The organism is Afipia sp. GW822-FHT03D08 (assembly GCF_058801645.1).
Genome location: NZ_JBXANK010000003.1, coordinates 326,438 through 348,302 on the forward strand (window position 1 = coordinate 326,438; position 21,865 = coordinate 348,302).

At 60.9% G+C, this 21,865-nt stretch carries 27 protein-coding genes; 16 read left to right on the forward strand and 11 right to left on the reverse strand.

What is annotated here, in order from left to right:
* Positions 1-5 precede the first annotated feature (5 nt).
* The 11 genes from AC1RM7_RS20695 (at position 6) to AC1RM7_RS20745 (ending at position 8,411) form a co-directional block, all read left to right on the forward strand.
* Positions 6-842, forward strand: a complete 837-nt coding sequence (locus tag AC1RM7_RS20695) for an urease accessory protein UreD (protein ID WP_024919601.1) — start codon at positions 6-8, stop codon at positions 840-842.
* 27 nt (positions 843-869) lie between these two features.
* Positions 870-1,172, forward strand: a complete 303-nt coding sequence (locus AC1RM7_RS20700) for an urease subunit gamma (RefSeq protein ID WP_002714442.1) — start codon at positions 870-872, stop codon at positions 1,170-1,172.
* 72 nt (positions 1,173-1,244) lie between these two features.
* Positions 1,245-1,661 carry a DMP19 family protein gene (locus AC1RM7_RS20705; RefSeq protein ID WP_160166465.1) on the forward strand — a complete coding sequence of 139 codons (417 nt, stop codon included), beginning with the start codon at positions 1,245-1,247 and terminating at the stop codon, positions 1,659-1,661.
* Positions 1,658-1,963 (forward strand): urease subunit beta, encoded by a 306-nt coding sequence (locus AC1RM7_RS20710; protein ID WP_024919599.1) that lies wholly within the window; start codon positions 1,658-1,660, stop codon positions 1,961-1,963. Before AC1RM7_RS20705 ends, AC1RM7_RS20710 begins: the two co-directional genes overlap by 4 nt.
* Before the next feature lie 31 nt (positions 1,964-1,994).
* On the forward strand, positions 1,995-3,710 hold the full coding sequence (ureC, locus tag AC1RM7_RS20715) for an urease subunit alpha (protein WP_024919598.1): 1,716 nt from the start codon (positions 1,995-1,997) through the stop codon (positions 3,708-3,710).
* Between the two features lie 39 nt (positions 3,711-3,749).
* A complete protein-coding gene (locus tag AC1RM7_RS20720) occupies positions 3,750-4,049 on the forward strand; it encodes a putative quinol monooxygenase (protein ID WP_006022719.1) in 300 nt (99 codons plus the stop codon).
* Positions 4,046-4,351, forward strand: a complete 306-nt coding sequence (locus AC1RM7_RS20725) for a putative quinol monooxygenase (protein ID WP_006022718.1) — start codon at positions 4,046-4,048, stop codon at positions 4,349-4,351. Before AC1RM7_RS20720 ends, AC1RM7_RS20725 begins: the two co-directional genes overlap by 4 nt.
* On the forward strand, positions 4,348-4,920 hold the full coding sequence (locus AC1RM7_RS20730; RefSeq protein WP_024919597.1) for an urease accessory protein UreE: 573 nt from the start codon (positions 4,348-4,350) through the stop codon (positions 4,918-4,920). The genes AC1RM7_RS20725 and AC1RM7_RS20730 overlap by 4 nt, the downstream gene beginning before the upstream one ends.
* On the forward strand, positions 4,871-5,632 hold the full coding sequence (locus AC1RM7_RS20735; protein WP_081758563.1) for an urease accessory protein UreF: 762 nt from the start codon (positions 4,871-4,873) through the stop codon (positions 5,630-5,632). The genes AC1RM7_RS20730 and AC1RM7_RS20735 overlap by 50 nt, the downstream gene beginning before the upstream one ends.
* Positions 5,633-5,645: 13 nt before the next feature.
* Entirely contained in the window at positions 5,646-6,287 is a 642-nt protein-coding gene (gene ureG / locus AC1RM7_RS20740; protein WP_024919595.1) for an urease accessory protein UreG, read from the forward strand.
* Between the two features lie 468 nt (positions 6,288-6,755).
* A complete protein-coding gene (locus tag AC1RM7_RS20745) occupies positions 6,756-8,411 on the forward strand; it encodes a CHASE domain-containing protein (RefSeq protein WP_024919594.1) in 1,656 nt (551 codons plus the stop codon).
* A 219-nt stretch (positions 8,412-8,630) separates the two neighbouring features.
* Here the strand turns inward: AC1RM7_RS20745 and AC1RM7_RS20750 are convergent, their stop codons facing one another.
* Positions 8,631-9,179 carry a sigma-70 family RNA polymerase sigma factor gene (locus AC1RM7_RS20750; protein WP_006022713.1) on the reverse strand — a complete coding sequence of 183 codons (549 nt, stop codon included), beginning with the start codon at positions 9,177-9,179 and terminating at the stop codon, positions 8,631-8,633.
* Positions 9,179-9,397: a NepR family anti-sigma factor gene (locus AC1RM7_RS20755; RefSeq protein ID WP_081710749.1), complete on the reverse strand. Its 219-nt coding sequence runs from the start codon at positions 9,395-9,397 to the stop codon at positions 9,179-9,181. Before AC1RM7_RS20755 ends, AC1RM7_RS20750 begins: the two co-directional genes overlap by 1 nt.
* 233 nt (positions 9,398-9,630) lie before the next feature.
* Here AC1RM7_RS20755 and AC1RM7_RS20760 point away from each other — a divergent pair, with 233 nt between their 5' ends.
* Both AC1RM7_RS20760 and AC1RM7_RS20765 read left to right on the forward strand, forming a co-directional pair.
* Positions 9,631-10,431 (forward strand): response regulator, encoded by an 801-nt coding sequence (locus AC1RM7_RS20760; protein WP_006022712.1) that lies wholly within the window; start codon positions 9,631-9,633, stop codon positions 10,429-10,431.
* Positions 10,432-10,764: 333 nt separating this feature from the next.
* Positions 10,765-11,184, forward strand: coding sequence for a hypothetical protein (locus tag AC1RM7_RS20765; RefSeq protein ID WP_244434424.1), 420 nt, complete (start codon positions 10,765-10,767; stop codon positions 11,182-11,184).
* A 67-nt stretch (positions 11,185-11,251) separates the two neighbouring features.
* Here the strand turns inward: AC1RM7_RS20765 and AC1RM7_RS20770 are convergent, their stop codons facing one another.
* The 4 genes from AC1RM7_RS20770 to AC1RM7_RS20785 form a co-directional block, all read right to left on the reverse strand.
* A complete protein-coding gene (locus tag AC1RM7_RS20770) occupies positions 11,252-11,689 on the reverse strand; it encodes a hypothetical protein (protein ID WP_006022710.1) in 438 nt (145 codons plus the stop codon).
* Positions 11,690-11,771: 82 nt separating this feature from the next.
* The gene (locus tag AC1RM7_RS20775) at positions 11,772-12,143 is read right to left on the reverse strand and encodes an ElaB/YgaM/YqjD family protein (protein WP_006022709.1); all 372 of its coding nucleotides are present in this window, start codon (positions 12,141-12,143) and stop codon (positions 11,772-11,774) included.
* A 64-nt stretch (positions 12,144-12,207) separates the two neighbouring features.
* Positions 12,208-13,329, reverse strand: coding sequence for an AI-2E family transporter (locus AC1RM7_RS20780; protein WP_024919593.1), 1,122 nt, complete (start codon positions 13,327-13,329; stop codon positions 12,208-12,210).
* Between the two features lie 2 nt (positions 13,330-13,331).
* Positions 13,332-13,490 (reverse strand): DUF3309 family protein, encoded by a 159-nt coding sequence (locus tag AC1RM7_RS20785; RefSeq protein ID WP_006022707.1) that lies wholly within the window; start codon positions 13,488-13,490, stop codon positions 13,332-13,334.
* 222 nt (positions 13,491-13,712) lie between these two features.
* Between AC1RM7_RS20785 and AC1RM7_RS20790 the strand changes: the two genes are divergently transcribed.
* The 3 genes from AC1RM7_RS20790 (at position 13,713) to AC1RM7_RS20800 (ending at position 15,530) form a co-directional block, all read left to right on the forward strand.
* Positions 13,713-14,540: a L,D-transpeptidase gene (locus tag AC1RM7_RS20790; RefSeq protein ID WP_024919592.1), complete on the forward strand. Its 828-nt coding sequence runs from the start codon at positions 13,713-13,715 to the stop codon at positions 14,538-14,540.
* 53 nt (positions 14,541-14,593) lie between these two features.
* Positions 14,594-15,253, forward strand: coding sequence for a DUF2865 domain-containing protein (locus AC1RM7_RS20795; protein ID WP_152544128.1), 660 nt, complete (start codon positions 14,594-14,596; stop codon positions 15,251-15,253).
* A 115-nt stretch (positions 15,254-15,368) separates the two neighbouring features.
* Positions 15,369-15,530: a Thivi_2564 family membrane protein gene (locus AC1RM7_RS20800; protein WP_002714461.1), complete on the forward strand. Its 162-nt coding sequence runs from the start codon at positions 15,369-15,371 to the stop codon at positions 15,528-15,530.
* Between the two features lie 74 nt (positions 15,531-15,604).
* Here AC1RM7_RS20800 and AC1RM7_RS20805 read toward each other — a convergent pair whose 3' ends face one another.
* From AC1RM7_RS20805 to cysT, 5 genes are all read right to left on the reverse strand, one after another.
* Positions 15,605-15,805 (reverse strand): CsbD family protein, encoded by a 201-nt coding sequence (locus tag AC1RM7_RS20805; RefSeq protein WP_006022704.1) that lies wholly within the window; start codon positions 15,803-15,805, stop codon positions 15,605-15,607.
* Between the two features lie 56 nt (positions 15,806-15,861).
* A complete protein-coding gene (locus AC1RM7_RS20810) occupies positions 15,862-17,532 on the reverse strand; it encodes a methyl-accepting chemotaxis protein (protein WP_024919590.1) in 1,671 nt (556 codons plus the stop codon).
* 216 nt (positions 17,533-17,748) lie between these two features.
* On the reverse strand, positions 17,749-19,911 hold the full coding sequence (locus AC1RM7_RS20815; protein WP_024919589.1) for a malate synthase G: 2,163 nt from the start codon (positions 19,909-19,911) through the stop codon (positions 17,749-17,751).
* 206 nt (positions 19,912-20,117) lie between these two features.
* On the reverse strand, positions 20,118-20,999 hold the full coding sequence (gene cysW, locus AC1RM7_RS20820) for a sulfate ABC transporter permease subunit CysW (RefSeq protein ID WP_024919588.1): 882 nt from the start codon (positions 20,997-20,999) through the stop codon (positions 20,118-20,120).
* Positions 20,999-21,826, reverse strand: coding sequence for a sulfate ABC transporter permease subunit CysT (cysT, locus tag AC1RM7_RS20825; RefSeq protein WP_024919587.1), 828 nt, complete (start codon positions 21,824-21,826; stop codon positions 20,999-21,001). Before cysT ends, cysW begins: the two co-directional genes overlap by 1 nt.
* Between the last annotated feature and the right edge of the window lie 39 nt (positions 21,827-21,865).

The window sequence follows — 21,865 nt, forward strand, 5'->3', positions numbered from 1 at the left end:
GGCGGATGCAGAGCAGGACAAGTGCCTCAGAAGCGGAGATGTTCGCTGCCAACCGAGCGGTCGGCAGGGTGAAGTTCGACGTGCATCTCAAGGACGGCGCGACGCGCCGCCGCCAGTTGCATGAAGAAGGCTCGCTCCGCGTGCGGTTTCCCTCACCGGAGCAGCAGGGTCTGTCGGCGGTGTTCGTCAACACGGCGGGCGGCATCGCGGGTGGCGACCGTTTCGACATCGGTATCGCGGCCGGGGACGGGGCACATCTCACCGTGACCACCGCAGCCGCCGAAAAGATTTACCGCTCCCATGGACCAGAGGCGGAGGTGAATATCGCGCTGCGCGCGGGCGATGATGCGCGTCTGGCGTGGTTGCCGCAGGAAACCATCCTGTTCGATCGGGCGCGTGTGATGCGGCGGATCGACATCGATCTGTCACAGAGCGCATCGCTTCTGCTCTGCGAAATCGTTGTATTTGGCCGCGCCGCCATGGGCGAGGTCATGGCGCACGGCAGCTTCACCGACCGCTGGCGGCTACGGATCGGCGGCAGACTCGCTTTCGCCGAAACCATCCGGCTCGACGGTGACATTTCGGGGAAGCTGGCAAGTCGCGCGGTCGCGAACGGTGGCATCGCCATCGGAACGGCGCTGATCGTGCCCGGCGACGAGGCTGTCGTTGAGCATATTCGCGAGGTGTCCGATGCGTTCGGTGCGGAAGTTGGCGTTTCGGCGTGGAACGGATTTGCAATGGCGCGTTTCTGCGCCCAGGATGCGGCGCGGCTTCGCGCCGATATGATGAAAGTGCTGGAACGTGTGAGCCCATCGGGCTTGCCGCGACTCTGGCTTAACTAGAATTCAGATAAACCGGATACTGCCCGCATGAATTTGTCTCCTCGCGAAAAAGACAAGCTCCTGGTTTCCATGGCCGCCATCGTCGCGCGGCGCCGCCTCGAACGAGGCGTGAAGCTCAATCATCCTGAAGCGATTGCGATCATCTCGGATTTCATCATTGAAGGCGCACGCGACGGCCGCACCGTCGCCGACCTGATGAAGGCCGGTGCGGAGGTCATCACCCGCGAGCAGTGCATGGATGGCATCGCCGAGATGATTCACGACATTCAGGTCGAAGCGACGTTCCCCGACGGGACGAAGCTGGTCACCGTTCACGAACCGATACGGTGATTTTCTCTGGAATTTTGCATGATCAGTCCATCGGAAGCGGATCACAGGCTCGCAGTTCTACATGAGAATTTCATGTTCGAGTCTTCAGTCGAAGGGTTGTCGGAACCAGAGGCCATTTACCTCTCGGTGTATCGCCTCCAGTTGGAAGCTTACAATGGTGGAATAAAGCAGTTCTTCACAAATTCGAGTGGTGTTTTTACTCCTTATTTGCCCGGCGCACTCACGAAAATTGGTGCAGATGAGATGCGCGTCCGTTTCGAAGATGCAGTTTCGATCATTGGCGCTGATGTTGATTGGTATGACGACCAAGCTCGCTGGGATCGCGTGAAATCTCTGAACGAAGATAAATTGAATAGGATATTCGAGCTCGAACACGGCTTTTTGGACTTGCTGCAGCAGATGGGCGTTAAGCTGTTTGAGTATGTTTCCAAGCATAAAAGTTACTTTGAAATGCCCGATGAATTCTGGACGGAGAAAGCCCGACAATGATCCCCGGTGAACTCTTCATCAAGGACGGCGATATCGAACTCAATTCCGGCCGCAAGACGGTGACGCTGACCGTGGCGAACACCGGCGACAGGCCAATCCAGGTCGGCTCGCACTATCATTTCTTCGAGACCAATCCGGCGCTGAAGTTCGACCGCAAGAAAGCGCGCGGCATGCGGCTCGATATTGCAGCGGGCACTGCTGTTCGCTTCGAGCCGGGTCAGACCCGCGAGGTCCATCTTGTTGCGCTCGCGGGCAAACGGACGATCTACGGTTTCCGCGGCGACGTGATGGGCAAGCTGTGAACGGCATCATTTTCAAGGCAGGGGCACGTTAATGGCCACCAAAATTTCCCGCTCCGTCTATGCCGCTATGTTCGGCCCCACCACCGGCGACAAGGTTCGGCTCGCCGACACCGATCTCATCATCGAGGTCGAGAAGGATTTCACCGTCTATGGCGAGGAAGTGAAATTCGGCGGCGGCAAGGTGATCCGCGACGGCATGGGCCAAAGCCAGATCACCAATAAGCAGGGCGCGGCCGATACCGTCATTACCAATGCGCTGATCGTTGACCACTGGGGCATCGTCAAGGCCGACGTCGCGATCAAGGATGGAATGATCTCCGCCATCGGAAAGGCGGGCAATCCGGACATCCAGCCCGGCGTTACCATCGTGATCGGCCCCGGCACCGACATCATTGCGGGCGAAGGCAAGATTCTCACCGCAGGCGGTTTCGACAGCCACATCCATTTCATCTGTCCGCAGCAGATCGAGCACGCGCTGATGAGCGGCGTCACTTCGATGCTGGGTGGCGGTACGGGGCCGTCGCACGGCACCTTCGCCACCACCTGCACGCCGGGGCCGTGGCATATGGCGCGGATGATCCAGTCGTTCGACGCGTTTCCGGTCAATCTCGGCATTTCAGGAAAGGGTAACGCCTCACGACCCGCTGCTCTGGTCGAGATGATCAGGGCGGGCGCCTGCGCGCTGAAACTGCATGAAGACTGGGGCACCACGCCCGCCGCCATCGACAACTGCCTCTCGGTCGCCGACGACTACGACATTCAGGTGATGCTGCACTCCGACACGCTGAACGAGTCAGGGTTCGTTGAGGACACCATCAAGGCGTTCAAGGGCCGCACCATCCACGCCTTCCACACCGAAGGCGCGGGCGGTGGCCATGCGCCGGATATCATCAGGGTCGCCGGTCTGAAAAACGTGCTGCCGTCGTCGACCAATCCGACGCGGCCATTCACGCGCAACACCATCGATGAGCATCTCGACATGCTGATGGTTTGCCACCATCTCGATCCGTCGATCGCAGAAGATTTGGCATTTGCCGAAAGCCGCATCCGCAAGGAAACCATTGCTGCGGAAGACATCCTTCACGATCTCGGCGCACTGTCGATGCTGTCGTCGGACAGTCAGGCGATGGGCCGTCTCGGTGAAGTCATCATCCGCACGTGGCAGACCGCCGACAAGATGAAGAAGCAGCGCGGTTCGCTGCCGGAAGACAAGGGCAAGGACAACGACAATTTCCGCGTGAAGCGCTACATTGCCAAATACACCATCAACCCTGCGATCGCGCATGGCGTGTCGAAGCTGATCGGTTCGGTCGAGAAGGGCAAGATGGCCGATCTCGTGCTGTGGTCGCCGGCGTTCTTCGGGGTGAAGCCGGACTGCATCGTCAAGGGCGGCTCGATCGTTGCCGCGCCGATGGGCGATCCGAACGCGTCGATCCCGACGCCGCAGCCGGTGCACTACCGGCCGATGTTCGCCGCCTACGGCAAGTCGCTGACCGCATCGTCGGTGATTTTCACCTCGAAAGCGGCGATTACGGGCGGGCTGGCCAAGAAGCTCGGCATCGACAAGAAGCTGTATGCTGTTTCAAACACCCGCGACCGCATCTCCAAGAAGAGCATGATTCACAATGGCGCGACCCCGAATATCGAGGTCGATCCCGAAACTTACGAGGTGCGCGCCGACGGCGAATTGCTGACCTGCGCGCCGGCGGAGGTGCTTCCCATGGCGCAGCGCTATTTCATGTACTAGGGTCCCCGGCCTGAAATAGCAAAATCCGGGAGGATGCCCTTGATCTACGTTGTTGCGACTTTGACCATCAAGCCTGAAACGCGTGCGGACATGATCGCTGCGGCGAAAGCCTGCATCGCCGAGACCCGCAAGGAAGCCGGAAACATCGCTTACGATCTGCATGAGAGCGTGACCGATCCCACCAAGCTCGTGTTCGTTGAGCAATGGGAAAATGCCGAGGCGCTGGTGCCGCATCGCAAGGCCGAGCACATGAAGACATTCGGACGCGTGGTCGTGAATTGCCTCGCAGCGCCGCCGAAGATCGAAGTCATCACGCCAGCGAATGTGGAAGTCCGATGATCTACGTGGTTGCGACCACAAAGGTAAAGCCCGAGCACCGCGCGGCCTATGTCGCCGGTGCGAAGGACTGCATCGCCGAGACGCGCAAGGAGAAGGGCTGCGTCGCGTATGATCTCCACGGCAGCGTGTCCGATCCGGATACGTTCGTGTTCGTGGAGCGGTGGGAAAGTCATGACGATCTCGCAGCGCATCGCCTCACGCCGCATTTGAAGGCGTGGCGCGCGCTCTCGGGCCCGTTCAAGGCCTCGCCGACCAACATCGAAGTCATTATCGGCGGCGAAGTGCAGAAGCTCACATCATGATCCGCGCGACGCAGGTTCATCCGCCCGGCAGTTGGACCGAGGCCGCCGATACCGTGGTCCTCGGTTTCGACGATCGGCACCGGCGCCGCATGGCGATGACCGGCACGCGCGGACTGGAGTTCCTGCTCGATCTGAAGGAAGCGGTGGCGCTGCGCGGCGGCGATGCGCTGGTGCTGGAAGACGGGCGGCTGGTCGAGGTGGTGGCGGCGCCGGAGCCTCTGGTGGAAATTCGCGGCACCGATCCGCATCATCTGGTCCGCGTCGCGTGGCATCTCGGCAATCGCCATCTGCCGACACAGATTGTCGGCAAGGGGCTTCGCATCCGGCGCGATCATGTGATCGAGGATATGGTGCGGGGCCTCGGCGCGCGCGTCATCGCCATCGAAGCGCCGTTCGATCCCGAAGGCGGGGCATATTCCGGCGGCGGTCATGCGTCGCACGGTCATGATCATCATGACCACGGCCATCATGATCATGGTCACCACGATCACGCACATCACGATCATGGTCACGGCAAGCATGACCACGATCATCACCACGGTCACTCCCATGCTCATGACCACAAATGATCGCGGTCGGGATGGCATCGCAACTGAGGCAGAGGAATCGGCTGCGCTCTTCCGCTTGATGACATGGCTGTCGCCGTCGTTTCCGGTGGGGGCGTTCTCCTATTCCAGCGGTATCGAGTGGGCGATTGAGGCCGGTGATATCACCGACAGACAGACATTGCAGGATTGGCTCGCGGCGATGCTGCTGGAGGGAGCCGGATTCTGCGACGGCCTGTTTCTGTGCCACGCCTGGCGCGCCGCCGAGGCGGGCGAGGGGCTGGTACTGGGCGAGATTGCAGAACTTGCCGCGGCTTTTACACCGTCGCGCGAGCGGCATCTGGAAACAACGGCGCAGGGCCGTGCCTTTGTCGAGATCGCCCGTTCGGCCTGGTACTGCGATACACTGGACCTGCTGTCATCGCATGTGACCGGCCCGATCACCTATCCGGTTGCCGTCGGCGTGCTCGCGGCGGGACACCGCATTTCGCTCAGCTCGACGCTGCATGCGTTTCTCCACGCCGCGACGTCGAACTGGATTTCGGCGGGCGTGCGTCTTATCCCTCTCGGACAGACCGACAGTCAGCACGTGCTCGCCGCGCTTGAAGGCGCGATCGCCGCGACGGCGGAAAAATCCTCGCTGGGTTCGCTGGACGATCTCGGCAGCGCGACGTTCCGTGCCGATCTCGCCAGCATGCGCCATGAAACGCAATACACCCGGCTGTTCCGGTCTTGAGAAAGATGTCCCTATGAGCACCAGCATGAACGGACCGTTGCGCGTCGGTATTGGCGGACCAGTCGGATCGGGCAAGACCGCCCTGATGGATCTGCTCTGCAAATCGATGCGCGAGCGCTATGAGATCGCGGCCATCACCAACGACATCTACACCAAATGGGATGCGGAGTTTTTGGTCCGCTCGGGTTCGTTGACGCCGGATCGCATCGCGGGCGTCGAGACCGGCGGCTGTCCGCATACGGCGATCCGCGAGGACGCGTCGATGAATCTCGCGGCAGTGGCCGACATGCGGGTCAAGTTCCCGGATCTCGATCTGGTGCTGATCGAATCCGGCGGCGACAATCTCGCGGCGACCTTCTCGCCGGAACTTGCTGATCTCACCATTTACGTTATCGACGTTGCAGCAGGCGACAAGATTCCGTCCAAGGGCGGCCCCGGCATCACGCGATCCGATCTGCTGGTCATCAACAAGATCGACCTCGCGCCCCATGTCGGCGCATCGCTGGAGAAGATGGACACCGATGCGAAGCGCATGCGGGGTGAGCGGCCCTTTGTCATGACAAATCTGAAAAAGAGCGAGGGGCTGGACCGCATCATCCGCTTTATTGAGGCGAAGGGCGGTCTTCGGGCAGCGGTTCCAGAGAACGTTAATTGAACCGGAACCGGACACCCGTTTTCCCACAGGACAGTCCTGACGCATGGATATTTTCAGGAACGCTTGCGCGGGCGGTGTGTTAGCCCTGCATGAAGCAGTCCGTTTTCACAGCACCTGGCAGAGACTATAGCGGCATCTTTCTTGGCGCGATTCTGCTCGGAATCGTCGCAGTTGTTACTGGGCTGGCGCTGGTCGTGAGCTAGCCCAATGCTGTTTGCGTCACTCACCGGGGCGGTGGCAGATTTACCATAAGCGACGACAGGTATATTTTCCCGCTCCGGGAACCACTTGGCGACGCTTACATTAATCCATTCGCGAGACATTCAGGCCGGGCCGGATTGCGCCCAACGACCGGCAGCATCAGAGCACCCATGATTATCAGTTCGGTATCCGCATTCGATTACCGTTTCCACCAAAGCCGCGTTGGTTGCCGGTGGTCATTTTCATCCCCGCTTTTCGAGTAACTGCGTGCTCCGTCTCGGTTTCATCATCGGACTGATGGCGATCATCGGGCTGGTCCTCTCCGGTCTCGTCGCCATGAAGGTTTACGATCAGGAGCTGTCGCTCGGCCGGAGCGACCTTGCGCGCGCGGTCGATACCCACGCCAGCCTGGTTCAGGAACGTCTGAGCGAGCGCGAATTGCTGGCGCGGGTTGCGGTCGGTCTGTTCCGGTCGCCCTCGACCAATATGGCCAATGCATTGCAGCCGCTGCGGTCGTCGATCTATGCCTTCAAGACCGATTTTCTTGTCGCAAGCTGGGTGGCTCGCATCCCGCGCGCCGATTTCGGCCGGGCCCAGAACGAACTGAAGGCTGCCGGTTTTCCGAACCCGACAATCCGGAACTTCAACGACACGCCATTGAATCCGGAGGCGGTACCCGATCCGGCGACCGTCGTGATGGATGTCGAGCCGCAGAACGATGAAACAAAGACCTTCGGCGGTCGCATGCTGAACAACCATCCGGTGATCGCGCCGATGTTCAACCGTGCGGTGGAGGAGGACAGGCCGGTCTCGTCCGATCCCTTCGTGCTGCTGCGTACCGGTGGCCCCATGGGCATCGTGCTGGCCTCGCCGGTGCGGGCGGATACGAGCCCCACCGTTGCAGGCTTTCTGACCATATCCTATCGGCTGGCGCCGCTGATGCTCACCAATGAGGAACTGTCGCTGTTCTCGGTGGCGCTGCGTGATCCACGAAATGCCTCGGACAATCTGACCGCCGATGCGGAAGGAAACGTCAAATCGGTTCCGCTGAAACTTGATGCGGACAATCCGCCGTTGCTGCGGGTCGTTTCGTTCGGCGCGCGGGACTGGACGCTGATCTATTACGCGAAAACGAACGCAGCGACGCGTGCCCAGGAGCTGGCAGGCATTGTCATGCTGATCGGCGCAGCGCTGACCCTCATTTTCTGCGGCCTGTTCGGATACGTGTCTTACAACAACATCCGGCTCAGCCGGGAGATCCAGACCCGCATCGACTTCGAGCGGCGGCTCACGGCCGTCATCGATGAGCTCAATCATCGCGTGAAGAACATCCTTGCGGTAATTCAGTCGATCGTGACCCGCACGATGCGTCACGGCGCCGACATCGACGTTGCACGCGAGCTCCTGATCGGCCGCATTCACGCCATGTCGCATGTCGTGTCACTGCTTAGTGAAAGCCAGTGGCAGGGCGTCAAACTCAAGGGACTGTTCGAGTCGCGTGCGATTCCCCATGCGGATCGCATTGCGCTTACAGGGCCGGATATCACCGTCAGCGCCCGCGCGGCGCAAAGCCTGTCGCTGCTTTTCTTTGAACTGGCATCGCATGCGGATGAGGGCCTGTCGCTGGTCGGCAAGCATCCGCATATTGTCGCGGGCTGGACGGTGTCGGACGAACCCGACCCGGTCTTTCATTTCCGCTGGGAGGAATTCAACACCAGCGCGGCGACGCGCCGCGCCGACAGCGAGTTCGGGCTGGTGCTTCTGGACCGGGTTGCGCCGGAAGCGCTGGGTGGCACGTCGAAGCGCTACTTCACGGATGTCAGCTACGTCTACGAACTCACGGCGCCAATGGCGACGGTGGTGGACGAGGCTGAAATGGACCGTACCGAGCGCATAGCCAAGCCGGTGAAGAAGAAGCGCTGACCCGGCCGGCAGAGGAACAAACTTTCCCGCGACGAATTAAGCAGCAAACGCTGTCACGCAAAGGAAAGTATGATGGGACGATATCTGCTGTTGTGGTTTCTCGGGATTCCTATTCCCGTTCTGATCCTGATTTGGGCCTTTGGTGGCCTCAACTGAATCGCAAACAATAAAAAGCGGCCACCTCAGGTGGCCGCTTTTTCTGTCTGTTGAGGTGACGGCCTAGCCGCCGCCTCCGCCGATGACGGCGCGAATGGTGTTGTCCGGGCCGAAGTCTTCCGCACCGTCGACGTAGAGCAGGGCGCTCAGCTTCGAGCGTGCGCGATTGACGCGGCTCTTGATCGTGCCGACCGCGCAACCGCAGATGGCTGCGGCATCTTCATAAGAGAAGCCGGATGCACCGACGAGAATAAGCGCCTCGCGTTGATCCTGCGGAAGCTTGTCGAGCGCCGTCCGGAATTCCTCGAACTCCAGATGCGAACTTTGGGCCGGCTGGGACTTCAGCGTCTTGGCATAGCTGCCATCGGCATCCTCAACCTCACGCCGCCGCTTGCGATAGTCCGAGCGGAACAGATTGCGCAGGATTGTGAACAGCCACGCTGGAAGATTCGATCCCGGCTGGAACGAGTCGATATGCGCAAGTGCACGCAGCAGCGTTTCCTGCACGAGGTCGTCCGCGCGATCGGCATTGCCGCTCAGCGAAATAGCGAACGCACGCAGACTCGGAACGGTGGCGAGAATATCGTCGCGAAGTGAGTCAGTGAGAGGCATTAGTCCCTCCCATCTTTTGTCGGTTCTCCGGATATCTGTGAAGCCGCCTCTTGTGAATCAAGCTGACGAATCAGATCGGCAAAGCGATCCGGTACGCCTTGACGCACGACATCGTCGTACATGGCGCGCAACTGATGTCCGATCCTGGATTGAATTTCGGAATTCAGCCCTCCCGGCTTGCCCGGTGGCCTGCTTGACGGCGGCTTTTGATCTTTCATTGGCTTTATCCGTTTTTCCCCATGAGCTAACTAGCTAGAAACACGGGAGTTTTTGTCCCCCGGCGAAGCTTTAGCCCGCCTGATCCAGTCATAAACGGGGGGGTAAGCGGAAAGTTCCGACCGGGAGGAACTTTTCTCCGATTTATGCGTAGATAGTCCGAAGCGGGGGAACCGGCGGTCGCTTCAGTCGCGTTGCCGGGCCAAACCTGAATTTAAGACCGATTGGAGGGGGTATGTCTCGTTCTCAGCTCGTAGCTGAACATTTGCCACTGTTGCGACGGTATGCCCGCGCTTTGACCGGAAGCCAGGCTTCGGGAGATGCCTATGTCGCAGCCATGCTTGAAGCCCTGCTGCAAGACCCCTCGCTGCTGGAAGAAAAATTCGGGCCGCGCGTGGGATTGTTCAGGCTTTTCACGCAGATCTGGAATTCCGTGTCCTTGAACGAGAGCGCCGACAGGGGCCCTGCGCAGGCCTCCGAACAGCGGCTTACGAATCTCACGGCGCTTCCCCGTCAGGCCTTCCTGCTGCTTTCGCTCGAAGGCTTCTCGGAGGAGGAAGTGGCTCACATCCTCGATACGGAAATCACACATGTTCGTGAACTGGCGGATACCGCCGGCCGCGAACTGGCCGCGGAAATCGCGACCGATGTGCTGATCATCGAAGATGAGACGTTCATCGCGATGGATCTGGAGAGCCTGGTCAAGAACCTCGGACACAATGTCATCGGCGTGGCACGGACCCACACCGACGCCGTTGCGCTGGCGAACTCGAAGAAGCCAGGTCTTATCCTGGCTGACATCCAGCTCGCCGACGGCAGTTCGGGGCTCGATGCCGTAAACGAGTTGCTCAAGAACTTCGAGGTGCCGGTGGTGTTTATCACCGCATATCCCGAACGTTTTCTCACCGGCGAGCGGCCTGAACCGGCCTTCCTGATCTCGAAACCGTTCCAGCCGGCCATGGTGTCGGCTGTGGCAAGCCAAGCGCTGTTCTTCCAGCGTAACTCGCGCAGCCGGCCCAAGGCGGCGGCTTCCTGAGACATCAGGCATCGAGCACCACGGAATGCGACAGAAAGCCGGAACGCGGACATCCCGTGTTCCGGCTTTTTGTATGACCGCATTCCAGCGAGAAAAAAGAAAGGGGTGCGGTCGGCATCACCACGACCACACCCCCGTGAGCCGGTCGATTAGGGGCAGGGGGATTGACCGGCTTCGGGAATGACGCCCGTCACACGAAAGCGTTCCCGGTCGCTCAAAACTTTTTTCTCCGGCGGTGCGCTGCGGAGCCCGGAACGAAAGCCGGGCGGACCACGTTGAATCCCAAAGCCGCGATCGTGCGGCATGGCAACGTAGGGGCGGCAGATGTCAAACATGGCTTCTGGAACTCTCGGAGTGGTGGCCGCGGTGCTGGCACTGGGTGCCGTGCATCTTGAAGTTTCGGCAGGAAACGATTTGCTTGGTCCGGTTCAGCGCGGCGAGGCGGCGGCGACCATGCCGGCCGGTGAATCGATGGCGGTCAACGTGGATCGTTCGGCCAAGGGCGATCGCGATCCTGTGGCGGCTGTTCCGGGCGGCGTGACGATCTCCTTCAAGGTCCCCGGCATGACCGACTCCTCGGTCATGGTGCGGATGCCTTCGGGTGACGCCGCTGAGGCCGTGCGCAAGGCTCCCTCGACAGTTGGTACAGGCAGGGGATCGTCCGCGGGGACACGCCCTGTTGCGTGCGAGCCCGTTGTAAGCGTTCTCACCGCCGTTGCGAAACAGCTTGCGCCTGGGCGCTGCATTACCTGATCCTCCGCTAAATCGGCATAAAAAAGAGCGCCAGATGGCGCTCTTTTTTATTTTGCGATATCCCGGTTTACCCTTCCTCGGGTTCATCGTCGGGAGCTGCGCGGCGGCTCGCCATTACGCCCAGCGCAATGCCGCCGACCGCGATCAGCGGAATGATGCGCTTGAGTCCGATCGTTCGCACGATCTGCAAACCGGCGGCGAGCACCATAGGATCGCTGAGCGCTGTCTGCATGGTGGACTTCGCCGCCTCAACGGGCCGCTTCCTGATCTGCCGCTTGCGCACGGCATAGCTGATCGCAGCCAGTATCGTCGCCACGAAAAACACTCCGGCTCCCGCGAAGCAAGCTTGCAGCAGGCCGTATTTCTGAAGCACGAAGACGAAGGCGGCCGCACACAGGAACGCCGTCGTGATGAAGAGGCAGACCGCAACGGCAATCGCCAGCGAGGTAAGCCGTAATGCGCTGCCGGTGCTCTCCCGGAAGTCATCCATGAATTTCTGAAGCATCGAGAATCCGATCAATATCCGTCAACGAAAGCATGCATCGGCGCCGCCGGCGGGGCACGGCAGCGCCAGAAATTTGCTGACATCAACGGCGCCACGTCACCCCGATCAGGAAGCCGAGCCCGACGGCCAGGCCAACGGCGGCGAGGGGGCGCTGGGTGATCGCATCTTCGAGGGATTCCTCAAGCGTGCCGGCATACTCCTGCGCCGCGTCCAGTGCTTCGCTTCCGCGCTTGCCGACATCGGACATCACGGAATCGACCTCCGATCGTGCCTGCTTGTAGGCCCGTTTGGCCTGCTTGCGGGCGTCGCCCTTGAATGCTTCGAGAACATCCGAGATCTGGTCTGCGAGTGCTGAGATATCATTTTTCACGGCGTCTACATCCTTCTGAAGGCGTTCATAGGTGGCTTTGTCCGTCATGTTCTTCATTGCGTCTTCACCGTCGGTGCTAGACATCTAAAACTCCCGATAGCCGCATGCTCGGTGCGGAAACGCACCGCGGATGCGAAGGTTCCATCGCTTACCCCTCCGGTAACTGGGTGTCTTTGACCGGCATCAAGTGCTCCTTGAGGACGAGGCCGACGATCAGGATCGGCGACGACAGAAACGCCCCCATCGGCCCCCACAGCCAGGTCCAGAAAGCGAGTGCGATGAAGACCGCGAGCGCATTCAGCGCCAGCCGCCGGCCGATGATCGACGGGGTCACGAAATGCCCCTCAATAAAGGCCACCACAGCAAAGCCGCCTGCGGCCGCCAATCCGCCGGCGAGAGTGGATGATGTGATGACACCTACCGCGGCGAGGACGAGAAATGTCACGATCGGACCGATGATCGGAATGTAGTTCAGCGTTGCGGCGAGTGCGCCGAGACCCGCAGGGTTGGGCATTCCGGTGGCGGCACAGATCAGTCCCGTCGCGATGCCGAGGCCCATATTGATCAGCGTCACAGTCAGAAGATAGCCGCCGAGATTGCTTTCGATCTCGTTCAGGATACGCAAGACGCGCAGCCGCTCGTCACGATCGGTGAAATTCAGCACCAGGGCGCGGCGCAGGTCGGGCCAGCTTGCAATGAAAAGCACGAGAACCGCGAAGAACAGCAGGATTTCGGTGAGCGTCGGAGAGAGGAATTCCAGCGTCGGCTGGACCCATTCGATCTTCGGAAGAGAAAAAGTTGGCTCCCCGGGCGTGGCCGTTGCTCCGAACAGCATCTGCAACTGATGCCAGAACGCAAGCGGGCGGTCGAAGACGTGAAACTTGTCCTTCAGCGATGGGCCAAGCTCCGGAAGCCGCGTCGACCATTCCATCACCGGCGCGGAGATCAGCGCGATCATGAAGGCGAGCCCGGCAAAGGTCGCGGACACGATAAGGACCGCCGAGACCGATCGGGGGATTCCGTATCGCTCCAGAAATTTTGCGGCGGGGGAGAGCATCGTTCCGATCACCAGGGCGGTGACCGTGGGCAGGAAGAAGGCCCGCGCGACGTACAGAACGGCAATGACGCTGATAATCAATAATGCAACCAAAGAGAACGAAACAATGTCCGCGCGGCTCACGGCTCGAGGTCGTCGTTCTTTGCGCTCGTCCGGCGGTGTTGTCACCGCCGGATTCCTTGTCTCGCGCACCTCTCGGCGCACGTTGGCCATGGTCAGATTCTGCCGAGCAGCAGAAGAATGACCACGATAACCAGGATGGTGCCGACGATACCTGACGGGCCGTAACCCCAGTTCGCGCTATGGCCCCAGCTTGGAATGACGCCGAGCAGAATCAGAATCAAAATAATGACGAGAATGGTGCCTAGAGACATGACTAAAGTCCTCGATTTGCGCCGGGGCCCACTGTCATGCTCCGGCTTCAGGGACCGCTAACCGTCAGGCAGTCCCAATGTTCCGCCGCCGCGGCTTGAACCTGCCGGCTGCCGGTTCTCACAAATCATTTTGGATGAAGCGCGTTCGGAACCAAAAGCGGTAAGCCCGCGTTCGCTCTGTATCAGCATCACACGATGCCATCGCAGAACTCGAGGCAGGTCATGACACATTCGATGCAGGCGAATTCAGTGTCTTTGAAATCCATTTCCCGGTTCTTCTCCGCATCCCTTTGCTCCGTCCGCGGTCTTGCCGTCGCGGCGATTGCACTCCCGGCCGTTCTGGCGACACCGGCAATGTCTCAAACACTTGGATATGCTGGGGTTTACCAAGGATCGTCTCAAGGGACGTTCTGGTCCGACCAGCGATCATTGCCATCGCCGGACGTGACCGAGGACGATAGCGCCACGGTTCTCCCCGAGCGGCTGCAGCGCAAGATCGTCTCGTTCGAGAGCCGCGAAGCGCCCGGCACCATCGTGATCGATACCGGCAATACCACGCTCTACTACGTGCTGGGCGGCGGTCGCGCCATTCGCTACGGCGTCGGCGTCGGCCGCGAGGGCTTCACCTGGTCAGGCGTCCAGACCGTGTCGCGCAAGGCTGCATGGCCGGACTGGCATCCGCCGGCAGAGATGATCGCGCGCCAGCCCTATCTGCCGCGCTTCGTGGCAGGGGGCCCAGGAAATCCGCTGGGCGCAGCGGCAATGTATCTCGGCTCCAGCTCCTATCGCATACACGGCACCAACGATCCGTCCACCATCGGAAAGTTCGTCTCCAGCGGCTGCATCCGTCTGACCAACGAGGACGTCCAGGACCTGGCCAGCCGCGTCACGGTCGGCACCAAGGTGATCGTGCTGCCGAAGAGCAGCCGTCTCGAAGCGGGTGTGAGCAAGGAACGAGTGGTGCCGAGGGCAGGCGCGCCGAAGCCGCTTCGCGTCAGCGACACGGCGCCGCACACGTCACATAACGTCAAATTGTCCGGATTGTATTGAGCGAAAATTTGAGCATGCAGTGTAGCGGATGGACCGAGGCTGAAGGGGGCATGATGCGTCAGGGAAAGTTGTATTACCGATCGATGGCGGCTGCCGTCGCGATGGGGCTTGCCGCAGTGTCCTTCAGTGCATCATCAGCGCATGCGCGCGATTTCTTCTCCGCCTTCTTCGGCGGTGTGATGAACGATAACGCGTCAAGTCCGCAGCCATCAATGCCGTTCGCATCGCCGTTCGGCGAAGCGCAACCAAACAGGCGGGTCAACATCTATGGCGGCAGCTATAGCGGCGGATCGACGACGTACTGCGTGCGGACCTGCGATGGCCGCTACTTCCCGGTCACGGCGTCTGACGGCCAGACCAAGGCGGAAGCCTGCAGAAGCTTCTGTCCGGCGACAGAAACAAAAATCTTTCATGGCGGATCGATCGACAACGCATCCAGCGATACGGGCCGATCGTACTCGGACCTGCCGAACGCATTCCGCTATCGCAAGGAACTGGTCTCCGGCTGCACCTGCAACGGCAAGGATTCGGTGGGACTGGCCCCCGTCAAGATCGAAGACGATCCGACCCTGCGCAAGGGCGACATTGTCGCCGGCGCGGACGGGCTGATGGTCGCGAACAGCAGCCGCCGCAGCGCCGCGCTGAATTTTACGCCGGCGCCGAAATCCGTCCGGGAGAAGTTCGAGCGGCTGCCTGTCGTCGCGGCGCAGTAAGCAAGACCATGATCGTTGTTCCCTAAAGGGAACCAAACCTCAGCGGAATGGTTGACGTACCGGGATACGGGACATGGCTCTCGCACCCAGCCGAACCGATTCATGAGGGGTTACCATGTCTTTGCTTATCAGCGTCCTGATTACATTCCTGGTCGTCATTCTTGTTCTTTATCTCGTCAACCTGTTGCCGATCGACGGCCGCGCCAAGCAGATCGTCCGCGCCATCGTCATCATCATCGGTATTATTTCGATTCTGAAATATCTCGCGGTGTTCTAATCCTGAACGACATTCTTGTCGTAAAACAAAAAGCCCCGGCGCAGTGCCGGGGCTTTTTCATCAATCTGATGCGATTACTTTAACGTCTTGAACCAGTCGTCCACGTCCTTTTTGATCTGATCCTTGGCGAAGCCGTAGCGCTGCTGGAGCTTGCCTTCGAGCTGTTCGCGGCGGCCCTCGATGACATTGAGATCGTCATCGGTGAGCTTGCCCCATTTTTCCTTGGCGGCGCCCTTGAACTGCTTCCAGTTACCTTCAACGCGGTTCCAATCCATCGTCATCCTCCAGTGTTGGAAAGACCGATAACGAAGGGGTGGCGTGAACGTTCCCGCTACGCCGCCTTCACGCTGCCGAGGAACACGCGAACCTCACTCTGCAATTCGTCGGACTGTTGCGACAACCGGCCAGCCGCACCAAGTACCTTCTCGGCAGCGGAACCGGTATCGGTTGCCGCCTGCCGTACGCCGCCAATGTTGGCGGTGACTTCCGCGGTGCCGGCCGAAGCGAGCTGCACGTTCTGGGCAATCTCCTTGGTTGCGACGGATTGCTCTTCGACTGCGGCTGCGATGGCGGACGCGATCTTGCTGATGTCGTTGATCGTCGTTCCGATGTTCTGCACCGCGCCGACGGCATCGCGCGTGGCGATCTGAATCTCGTCCACCAGCGCCGAGATTTCCTCGGTGGCCTTGGCGGTCTGGGTGGCGAGGCTTTTGACTTCCGTCGCAACGACGGCAAAGCCGCGTCCCGCTTCACCCGCGCGAGCCGCTTCGATCGTGGCATTGAGCGCTAGCAGGTTGGTCTGCGACGCAATGGTCTGGATCAGCGTCACCACTTCGCCGATCTTCTGGGCTCCTTGGGCAAGCGCCTGCACCGTCTGGTCGGTGCGCCGAGCCTCGGCCACTGCGGTGTTGGCAATGGTCGCCGACTGCGTGACCTGCCTACTGATTTCGCCGATCGACGATGAAAGCTCCTCTGCCGCCGCGGCGACCGATTCGACGTTGAGCGACGCCGTTTCCGCGGCGGAAGCGACGGCGGTGGACTGCTGGTTGGTTTCTTCCGCGGTCGCCGACATCGATTGAGCTGTCATCTGCATGTCGCTCGACGCCTTCGACAGGAGTTGAACGAGATTTCCGACCTTTCCTTCGAACTCGAGCGTCAGCCGCTCCATCTGCGCGGCGCGGCGTTCCTTTGCGGAGCGCTCATTGCGCTGCTCGGCTTCCAGCCGCTCGCGATCGATGCCGTTCTGCTTGAAGATCTGCACGGCGCGGGCCATGTCGCCGATTTCGTCCTGCCGCTGCGTGTTCGGCACCTCGGCGGCGTAGTCCTGCTTGGCAAGGCGCGTTACGACGGTGACAAGCTGAGTCAGCGGCGTGACCACACGGCGGTTGAATACGAAATAGAGGATCGCGATGAAAGTGACGGCGGACAGGATGGTCATCACCTCGGCGATGTTGCCCATCCAGCGTGCGCGGTTCTGGGCGCTTTCCGCTTCGAGCCGGGCACGGGTGTTCATCTTGTTCTGGAATTCATCGAGCGGCTGCACGATCACGGCCTTGTTGCGATCGTAGTTCGTATCGAACATCAGCTTGCGGGCCTGCTCGAGATCGCCTTTCTGCACGGCGGCCATCGCCGCTTCCTCGGTCTTGATCAGGGCGTCGGAGTTGGCCTTGGCCTTTTCGATCAAGTCCAGTTCAGCCTTCGGCGCGCCGAGCTGGGTCAGGCGCTGGACGACGCGGTCGCGGGTTTTGGTCTGATTTACCTCGCGCCAGTACGCGTCGTAATGCTTCGTCTCGCCGAAAATGGTGTATCGCCGCGCTTCGTTGGTCAGCAAGTCGGAGCCGGCGGCGAGATCGGCGCCCAACTGCTTGAATTCGGCCTGCCGTGCGACCGCCTGCCGTTCGGATTCGATGCTGGCGTCCGCAATCCAGAGACTGGCGCCGGTGACTGCGGCGAGGCCGATCGCGGCCATAGAGGACAGCTTCGTGGCAAGCGATGCACGCATAGAGTTCTTCTTCCTTGTTTGAAGCCTGCATTCGCGCAGGAAGGGCGGGACCGTCTTTGAGGGTGGTCAGCGCGAGGCGTGCCACCGAATCGATCATTCACGACCCGTTGTTAAGATGGCGTAAACCGTAAAACGGATGACATCGGTATACCGCTCAAACAAAAACCCCGGCGCGGGCGCCGGGGTTTCCATCTTTACGTCAATCGAGTCGGCCGATCAGCCTGCCGCTTTCGCTTCCTTGCGGCGCGCATGCAGGATGAATTCTGTGTAGCCGTTCGGCTGCTCGCGGCCCTTGAAGATCAGGTCGCAGGCGGCCTGGAATGCCACGCCGTCGAACTTCGGCGCCATCGGCTTGTAGAGCGCATCGCCTGCGTTCTGCTTGTCCACGATCGCCGCCATGCGCTTCAGGGATTCCATTACCTGATCCTTGGTGACGACGCCCTGATGCAGCCAGTTGGCGAGGTGCTGCGCGGAGATGCGCAGCGTGGCGCGGTCTTCCATCAGGCCGACATCGTGAATGTCCGGCACCTTGGAGCAGCCGACGCCCTGATCGATCCAGCGCACCACGTAGCCGAGGATGCCCTGGCAGTTGTTGTCGATCTCCTGCTTGACGTCGTCCGGCGCCCAGTTCGACTGCGACACCGGAATGGTCAGGATGTCCGACAGCTTCGCCTTCGGACGGCTCTTCAGTTCCTTCTGGCGCGCGCCGACGTCCACATGATGATAGTGCAGGGCGTGCAGCGTTGCGGCGGTGGGCGAGGGGACCCACGCGGTCGATGCGCCGGCCTGCGGATGCGCGATCTTCTGCGCCAGCATGTCGGCCATCTTGTCGGGAGCGGCCCACATGCCCTTGCCGACCTGGGCGTGACCCGGCAGGCCGTTGGCCAGACCGATGTCGACATTCCAGTCTTCATAAGCCTTGATCCAGGGCTGCGCCTTCATGTCGTTCTTGCGTATCATCGGGCCCGCTTCCATCGACGTATGGATTTCGTCGCCGGTGCGATCGAGGAATCCCGTGTTGATGAAGCAGATGCGCTGCGCGGCGTTCTGGATGCACGCCTGGAGGTTCACCGTGGTGCGGCGCTCCTCGTCCATGATGCCGACCTTCATGGTGTTGGCCGGAAGGCCGAGCATCTTCTCGACGCGGCCGAACAGATCGACGGTCAGCGCGACTTCATCCGGGCCATGCATCTTCGGCTTGACGATGTAAACCGAGCCCTTGCGGCTGTTCTTCAGCTTGGTCTTGCCCTTCAGGTCGTGAAGAGCGAGCAGGCCGGTGACGGCGGCGTCGAGGAGGCCTTCCGGAATTTCCTCACCCGAGCTGTCGAGCACGGCATCGGTGAACATGTGATGGCCGACGTTGCGGATCAGCATCATGCTGCGGCCGTGCAGCTTCACTTCGCCCTTGCCGTCTGCCGCGGTGTAGACACGGTCGGCATTGAGTGCGCGGGTCAGCGTCTTGCCGCCCTTCTCAAAGTCGGCCGACAGCGTGCCGTTCATCAGGCCGAGCACGTTGCGGTAGACCAGGACCTTGTCCTCGGCATCGACGGCGGCAACCGAGTCTTCCATGTCGAGAATGGTCGAGACGGCGGATTCGAGAATCATGTCGGCAACGCCGGCCGGATCGTCCTTGCCGATCGGGCTGTTGCGGTTGATCAGCACGTCGATGTGCAGGCCGTTGTTGACCAGCAGGATCGAGGTCGGGGAGGCGGCGTCGCCCTGATAGCCCACGAGCTGGGCCTTGTTCCTGAGCGCGGTGGCGTTGCCGCTCTTGAGCTTGGCGGCGAGCTGGCCGTGCTCGATGTGATAGCCGGTGACGTCGCTGTGGTTGCCGGTTGCGAGCGGCACGGCGGAATCGAGAAACGCCTTGGCTTTGGCGATCACCTTGTCGCCGCGCGCCTTGTTGTAGCCGCGGCCAGCCTCGGACGGATCGTGCGGGATCGCGTCGGTGCCATAGAGCGCGTCATAGAGGCTGCCCCAGCGGGCGTTCGCCGCGTTCAGCGAGTAGCGCGCATTGGTGAGCGGAACCACAAGCTGCGGCCCGAACATGGAGGCGAGTTCTTCATCGACATTCGCGGTCTGAACTTCCTTTGCGGCAGGCTCCGGCAGAAGGTAGCCGATTTCCTTCAGGAAGGCGGTGTAGGCATTCATGTCGAACGCCTTGCCCTTGTTCGCCTTGTGCCAGCCGTCGATCTTGGCCTGCAGCGCATCGCGGGTGGCGAGCAGTTCGCGGGTCCGGGGAGCCAGATCCTTGACGATTCCGGCAAGGCCGTCCCAGAAGGCGTCGGCTGAAACGCCGGTGCCGGCGGTTGCTTCCTTGGCAATGAAGTCGAACAGAACAGGAGCGATCTTCAGACCGCTGGCGTCGATACGTTTCATGATAAATCCCACGGAAAACGGCGTTTTGAAACGCTGTTTTGAGGCCTCAGGTAAGGTGGTGATGGCCACGGAAAAGTGGCGTCGTGCGGAAGGTTTTAGCGCCAAAGGCGGGCCTATGAGAAGGCCCTTCCCTCGTCCGAAAGGCGTATACCACCCCGCCCGCAGGGGCCGTCAACCAGCGCATTTCGCAGGCAGTTCTGCAGCGGTTAGTGGCCAATTCCGCTGTGCGGTACTTCGCTGCTGTACCGTTCCAGGGCCACCTTGATCAGGATGGTAATCAGCGCCACGGCAGTCAGCACCGTCGCGGCGGCGAAGGCGCCGGCGACATTGTAGTCCTGATAGAGCAGTTCGATCTGAAGCGGCAGCGTGGTGGTCTGGCCGCGGATGTTGCCGGAGACCACCGACACCGCGCCGAACTCGCCCATCACGCGCGCGTTGCAGAGGATGGCGCCGTAGACCACGGCCCATTTCACGTTCGGCAGCGTAACGCGCCAGAATGTGGTGAAACCGCCTGCGCCGAGCGTTACCGCGGCCTCTTCCTCGTCGGTGCCCTGCACCTGCATCAACGGAATCAGTTCGCGCGCGACGAAGGGTGCGGTCACGAACAGGCTCGCCAGGAAGATCGCAGGCAGCGCGAACATCACCTTGATGCCGAGCGATTCAAGCAGCGGCCCGAACAGGCCCTGCGAGCCATAGACGAAGAGATAGGCGACACCGGCGACGATCGGTGAGATCGAGTAGGGCAGTTCGATCAGCGAGATCAGCAGTGTCCGTCCCCTGAACTCGAATTTGGTCACCGTCCATGCGGCCGCAAGGCCGAACAGGATGTTGATCGGCACGACAATCAGCGCCGTCAGCAGCGTGAGGAAAATGGCGTGGACCGTCGCGGGCTCCGAGAGGTTGCGCATGAAAACGCCGACGCCGGAGGAGAGACCCGAGGTGACGATCAGCACCAGCGGCGCCACCAGAAAAAATGCCGTCAGCACCAGCACGGTCCACAGCACGATCCGCCGCGTCACCGTGCCCCCGCCCACAGGGTGATGCATCCACTCGGCCTGTTCGCTGGCGCGATCGGGTATAATGGACATCAGACTTCCCCGCGCCCGACGTAACGCAGATGCCAGGCCTGCACCGCGTTGGTGAACAGCAGCATCACGAATGCCATCAGCAGCATGATCGTGGCGATCGCCGCCGCGGCCTCATAGTTGTATTCCTCGAGCCGGATGTAGGTCAGCAGCGCGACTATTTCGGTTTTCATCGGCTGGTTGCCCGCGATGAAAATCACCGCGCCGAACTCGCCGAGGCTGCGGGCGAACGACAGCGAGCAGCCGGCAAGGAAGGCCGGGAAGATCGCAGGGAAGATGATCTTCCACAAAATCTGGAAATCGTTGGCGCCGAGCGAGCGGCCCGCTTCCTCGACTTCCGAGCCGAGATCCTCGATCACCGGCTGCACCGTGCGCACCACGAACGGAATGCTGGTGAACGCCATCGCCATGGCGATGCCGAGCGGCGTGTAGGCGACCGCGATGCCGATTTTGTCGAGCGGCGCACCGAACCAGCCGTTCTTTGCGAACAGCGCGGTCAGCGCGAGGCCCGCGACCGCGGTCGGCAGCGCGAACGGAACATCGACCAGCGCATCGAGGATGCGCTTGCCGGGAAATTCGTAGCGCGCCAGCACCCATGCCAGCAGCAAACCGTAAATGGCGTTGAAGATGGTGGCCGCGAAGGCCATCGACACCGTGACCCGGATCGCCGACAGCGTGCGCGGCGACGACAGGATGTTCCAGAGCTGTGCCGCGCCGATGCCCGAGGCTTTCAGCAGCAGCGCGCAAAGCGGAAGCAGGACGATCGCCCCGAGATAGAGGACGGTCGTTCCCAGCGCCAATCCGAAACCTGGGATGACCCGGCGTCGCAAATTGAATCATCCACTTCCGAAGTGAAAGAACGATCATTG

What these genes read in the sequence shown, in the direction of transcription:
- AC1RM7_RS20760 (WP_006022712.1), top strand. Translation starts at nt 9,631, where the DNA reads ATGTCTCGTTCTCAGCTCGTAGCTGAACATTTGCCACTGTTGCGACGG.
- AC1RM7_RS20785 (WP_006022707.1), bottom strand. Translation starts at nt 13,490, where the DNA reads ATGTCTCTAGGCACCATTCTCGTCATTATTTTGATTCTGATTCTGCTC.
- AC1RM7_RS20790 (WP_024919592.1), top strand. Translation starts at nt 13,713, where the DNA reads ATGACACATTCGATGCAGGCGAATTCAGTGTCTTTGAAATCCATTTCC.
- AC1RM7_RS20780 (WP_024919593.1), bottom strand. Translation starts at nt 13,329, where the DNA reads ATGGCCAACGTGCGCCGAGAGGTGCGCGAGACAAGGAATCCGGCGGTG.
- AC1RM7_RS20800 (WP_002714461.1), top strand. Translation starts at nt 15,369, where the DNA reads ATGTCTTTGCTTATCAGCGTCCTGATTACATTCCTGGTCGTCATTCTT.
- AC1RM7_RS20810 (WP_024919590.1), bottom strand. Translation starts at nt 17,532, where the DNA reads ATGCGTGCATCGCTTGCCACGAAGCTGTCCTCTATGGCCGCGATCGGC.
- AC1RM7_RS20700 (WP_002714442.1), top strand. Translation starts at nt 870, where the DNA reads ATGAATTTGTCTCCTCGCGAAAAAGACAAGCTCCTGGTTTCCATGGCC.
- AC1RM7_RS20710 (WP_024919599.1), top strand. Translation starts at nt 1,658, where the DNA reads ATGATCCCCGGTGAACTCTTCATCAAGGACGGCGATATCGAACTCAAT.
- AC1RM7_RS20775 (WP_006022709.1), bottom strand. Translation starts at nt 12,143, where the DNA reads ATGTCTAGCACCGACGGTGAAGACGCAATGAAGAACATGACGGACAAA.
- ureC (WP_024919598.1), top strand. Translation starts at nt 1,995, where the DNA reads ATGGCCACCAAAATTTCCCGCTCCGTCTATGCCGCTATGTTCGGCCCC.
- AC1RM7_RS20770 (WP_006022710.1), bottom strand. Translation starts at nt 11,689, where the DNA reads ATGCTTCAGAAATTCATGGATGACTTCCGGGAGAGCACCGGCAGCGCA.
- AC1RM7_RS20805 (WP_006022704.1), bottom strand. Translation starts at nt 15,805, where the DNA reads ATGGATTGGAACCGCGTTGAAGGTAACTGGAAGCAGTTCAAGGGCGCC.
- AC1RM7_RS20705 (WP_160166465.1), top strand. Translation starts at nt 1,245, where the DNA reads ATGTTCGAGTCTTCAGTCGAAGGGTTGTCGGAACCAGAGGCCATTTAC.
- AC1RM7_RS20730 (WP_024919597.1), top strand. Translation starts at nt 4,348, where the DNA reads ATGATCCGCGCGACGCAGGTTCATCCGCCCGGCAGTTGGACCGAGGCC.
- AC1RM7_RS20765 (WP_244434424.1), top strand. Translation starts at nt 10,765, where the DNA reads ATGGCTTCTGGAACTCTCGGAGTGGTGGCCGCGGTGCTGGCACTGGGT.
- AC1RM7_RS20725 (WP_006022718.1), top strand. Translation starts at nt 4,046, where the DNA reads ATGATCTACGTGGTTGCGACCACAAAGGTAAAGCCCGAGCACCGCGCG.
- ureG (WP_024919595.1), top strand. Translation starts at nt 5,646, where the DNA reads ATGAGCACCAGCATGAACGGACCGTTGCGCGTCGGTATTGGCGGACCA.
- AC1RM7_RS20750 (WP_006022713.1), bottom strand. Translation starts at nt 9,179, where the DNA reads ATGCCTCTCACTGACTCACTTCGCGACGATATTCTCGCCACCGTTCCG.
- AC1RM7_RS20795 (WP_152544128.1), top strand. Translation starts at nt 14,594, where the DNA reads ATGCGTCAGGGAAAGTTGTATTACCGATCGATGGCGGCTGCCGTCGCG.
- AC1RM7_RS20755 (WP_081710749.1), bottom strand. Translation starts at nt 9,397, where the DNA reads ATGAAAGATCAAAAGCCGCCGTCAAGCAGGCCACCGGGCAAGCCGGGA.
- cysW (WP_024919588.1), bottom strand. Translation starts at nt 20,999, where the DNA reads ATGTCCATTATACCCGATCGCGCCAGCGAACAGGCCGAGTGGATGCAT.
- AC1RM7_RS20815 (WP_024919589.1), bottom strand. Translation starts at nt 19,911, where the DNA reads ATGAAACGTATCGACGCCAGCGGTCTGAAGATCGCTCCTGTTCTGTTC.
- AC1RM7_RS20695 (WP_024919601.1), top strand. Translation starts at nt 6, where the DNA reads ATGCAGAGCAGGACAAGTGCCTCAGAAGCGGAGATGTTCGCTGCCAAC.
- AC1RM7_RS20735 (WP_081758563.1), top strand. Translation starts at nt 4,871, where the DNA reads ATGACCACGATCATCACCACGGTCACTCCCATGCTCATGACCACAAAT.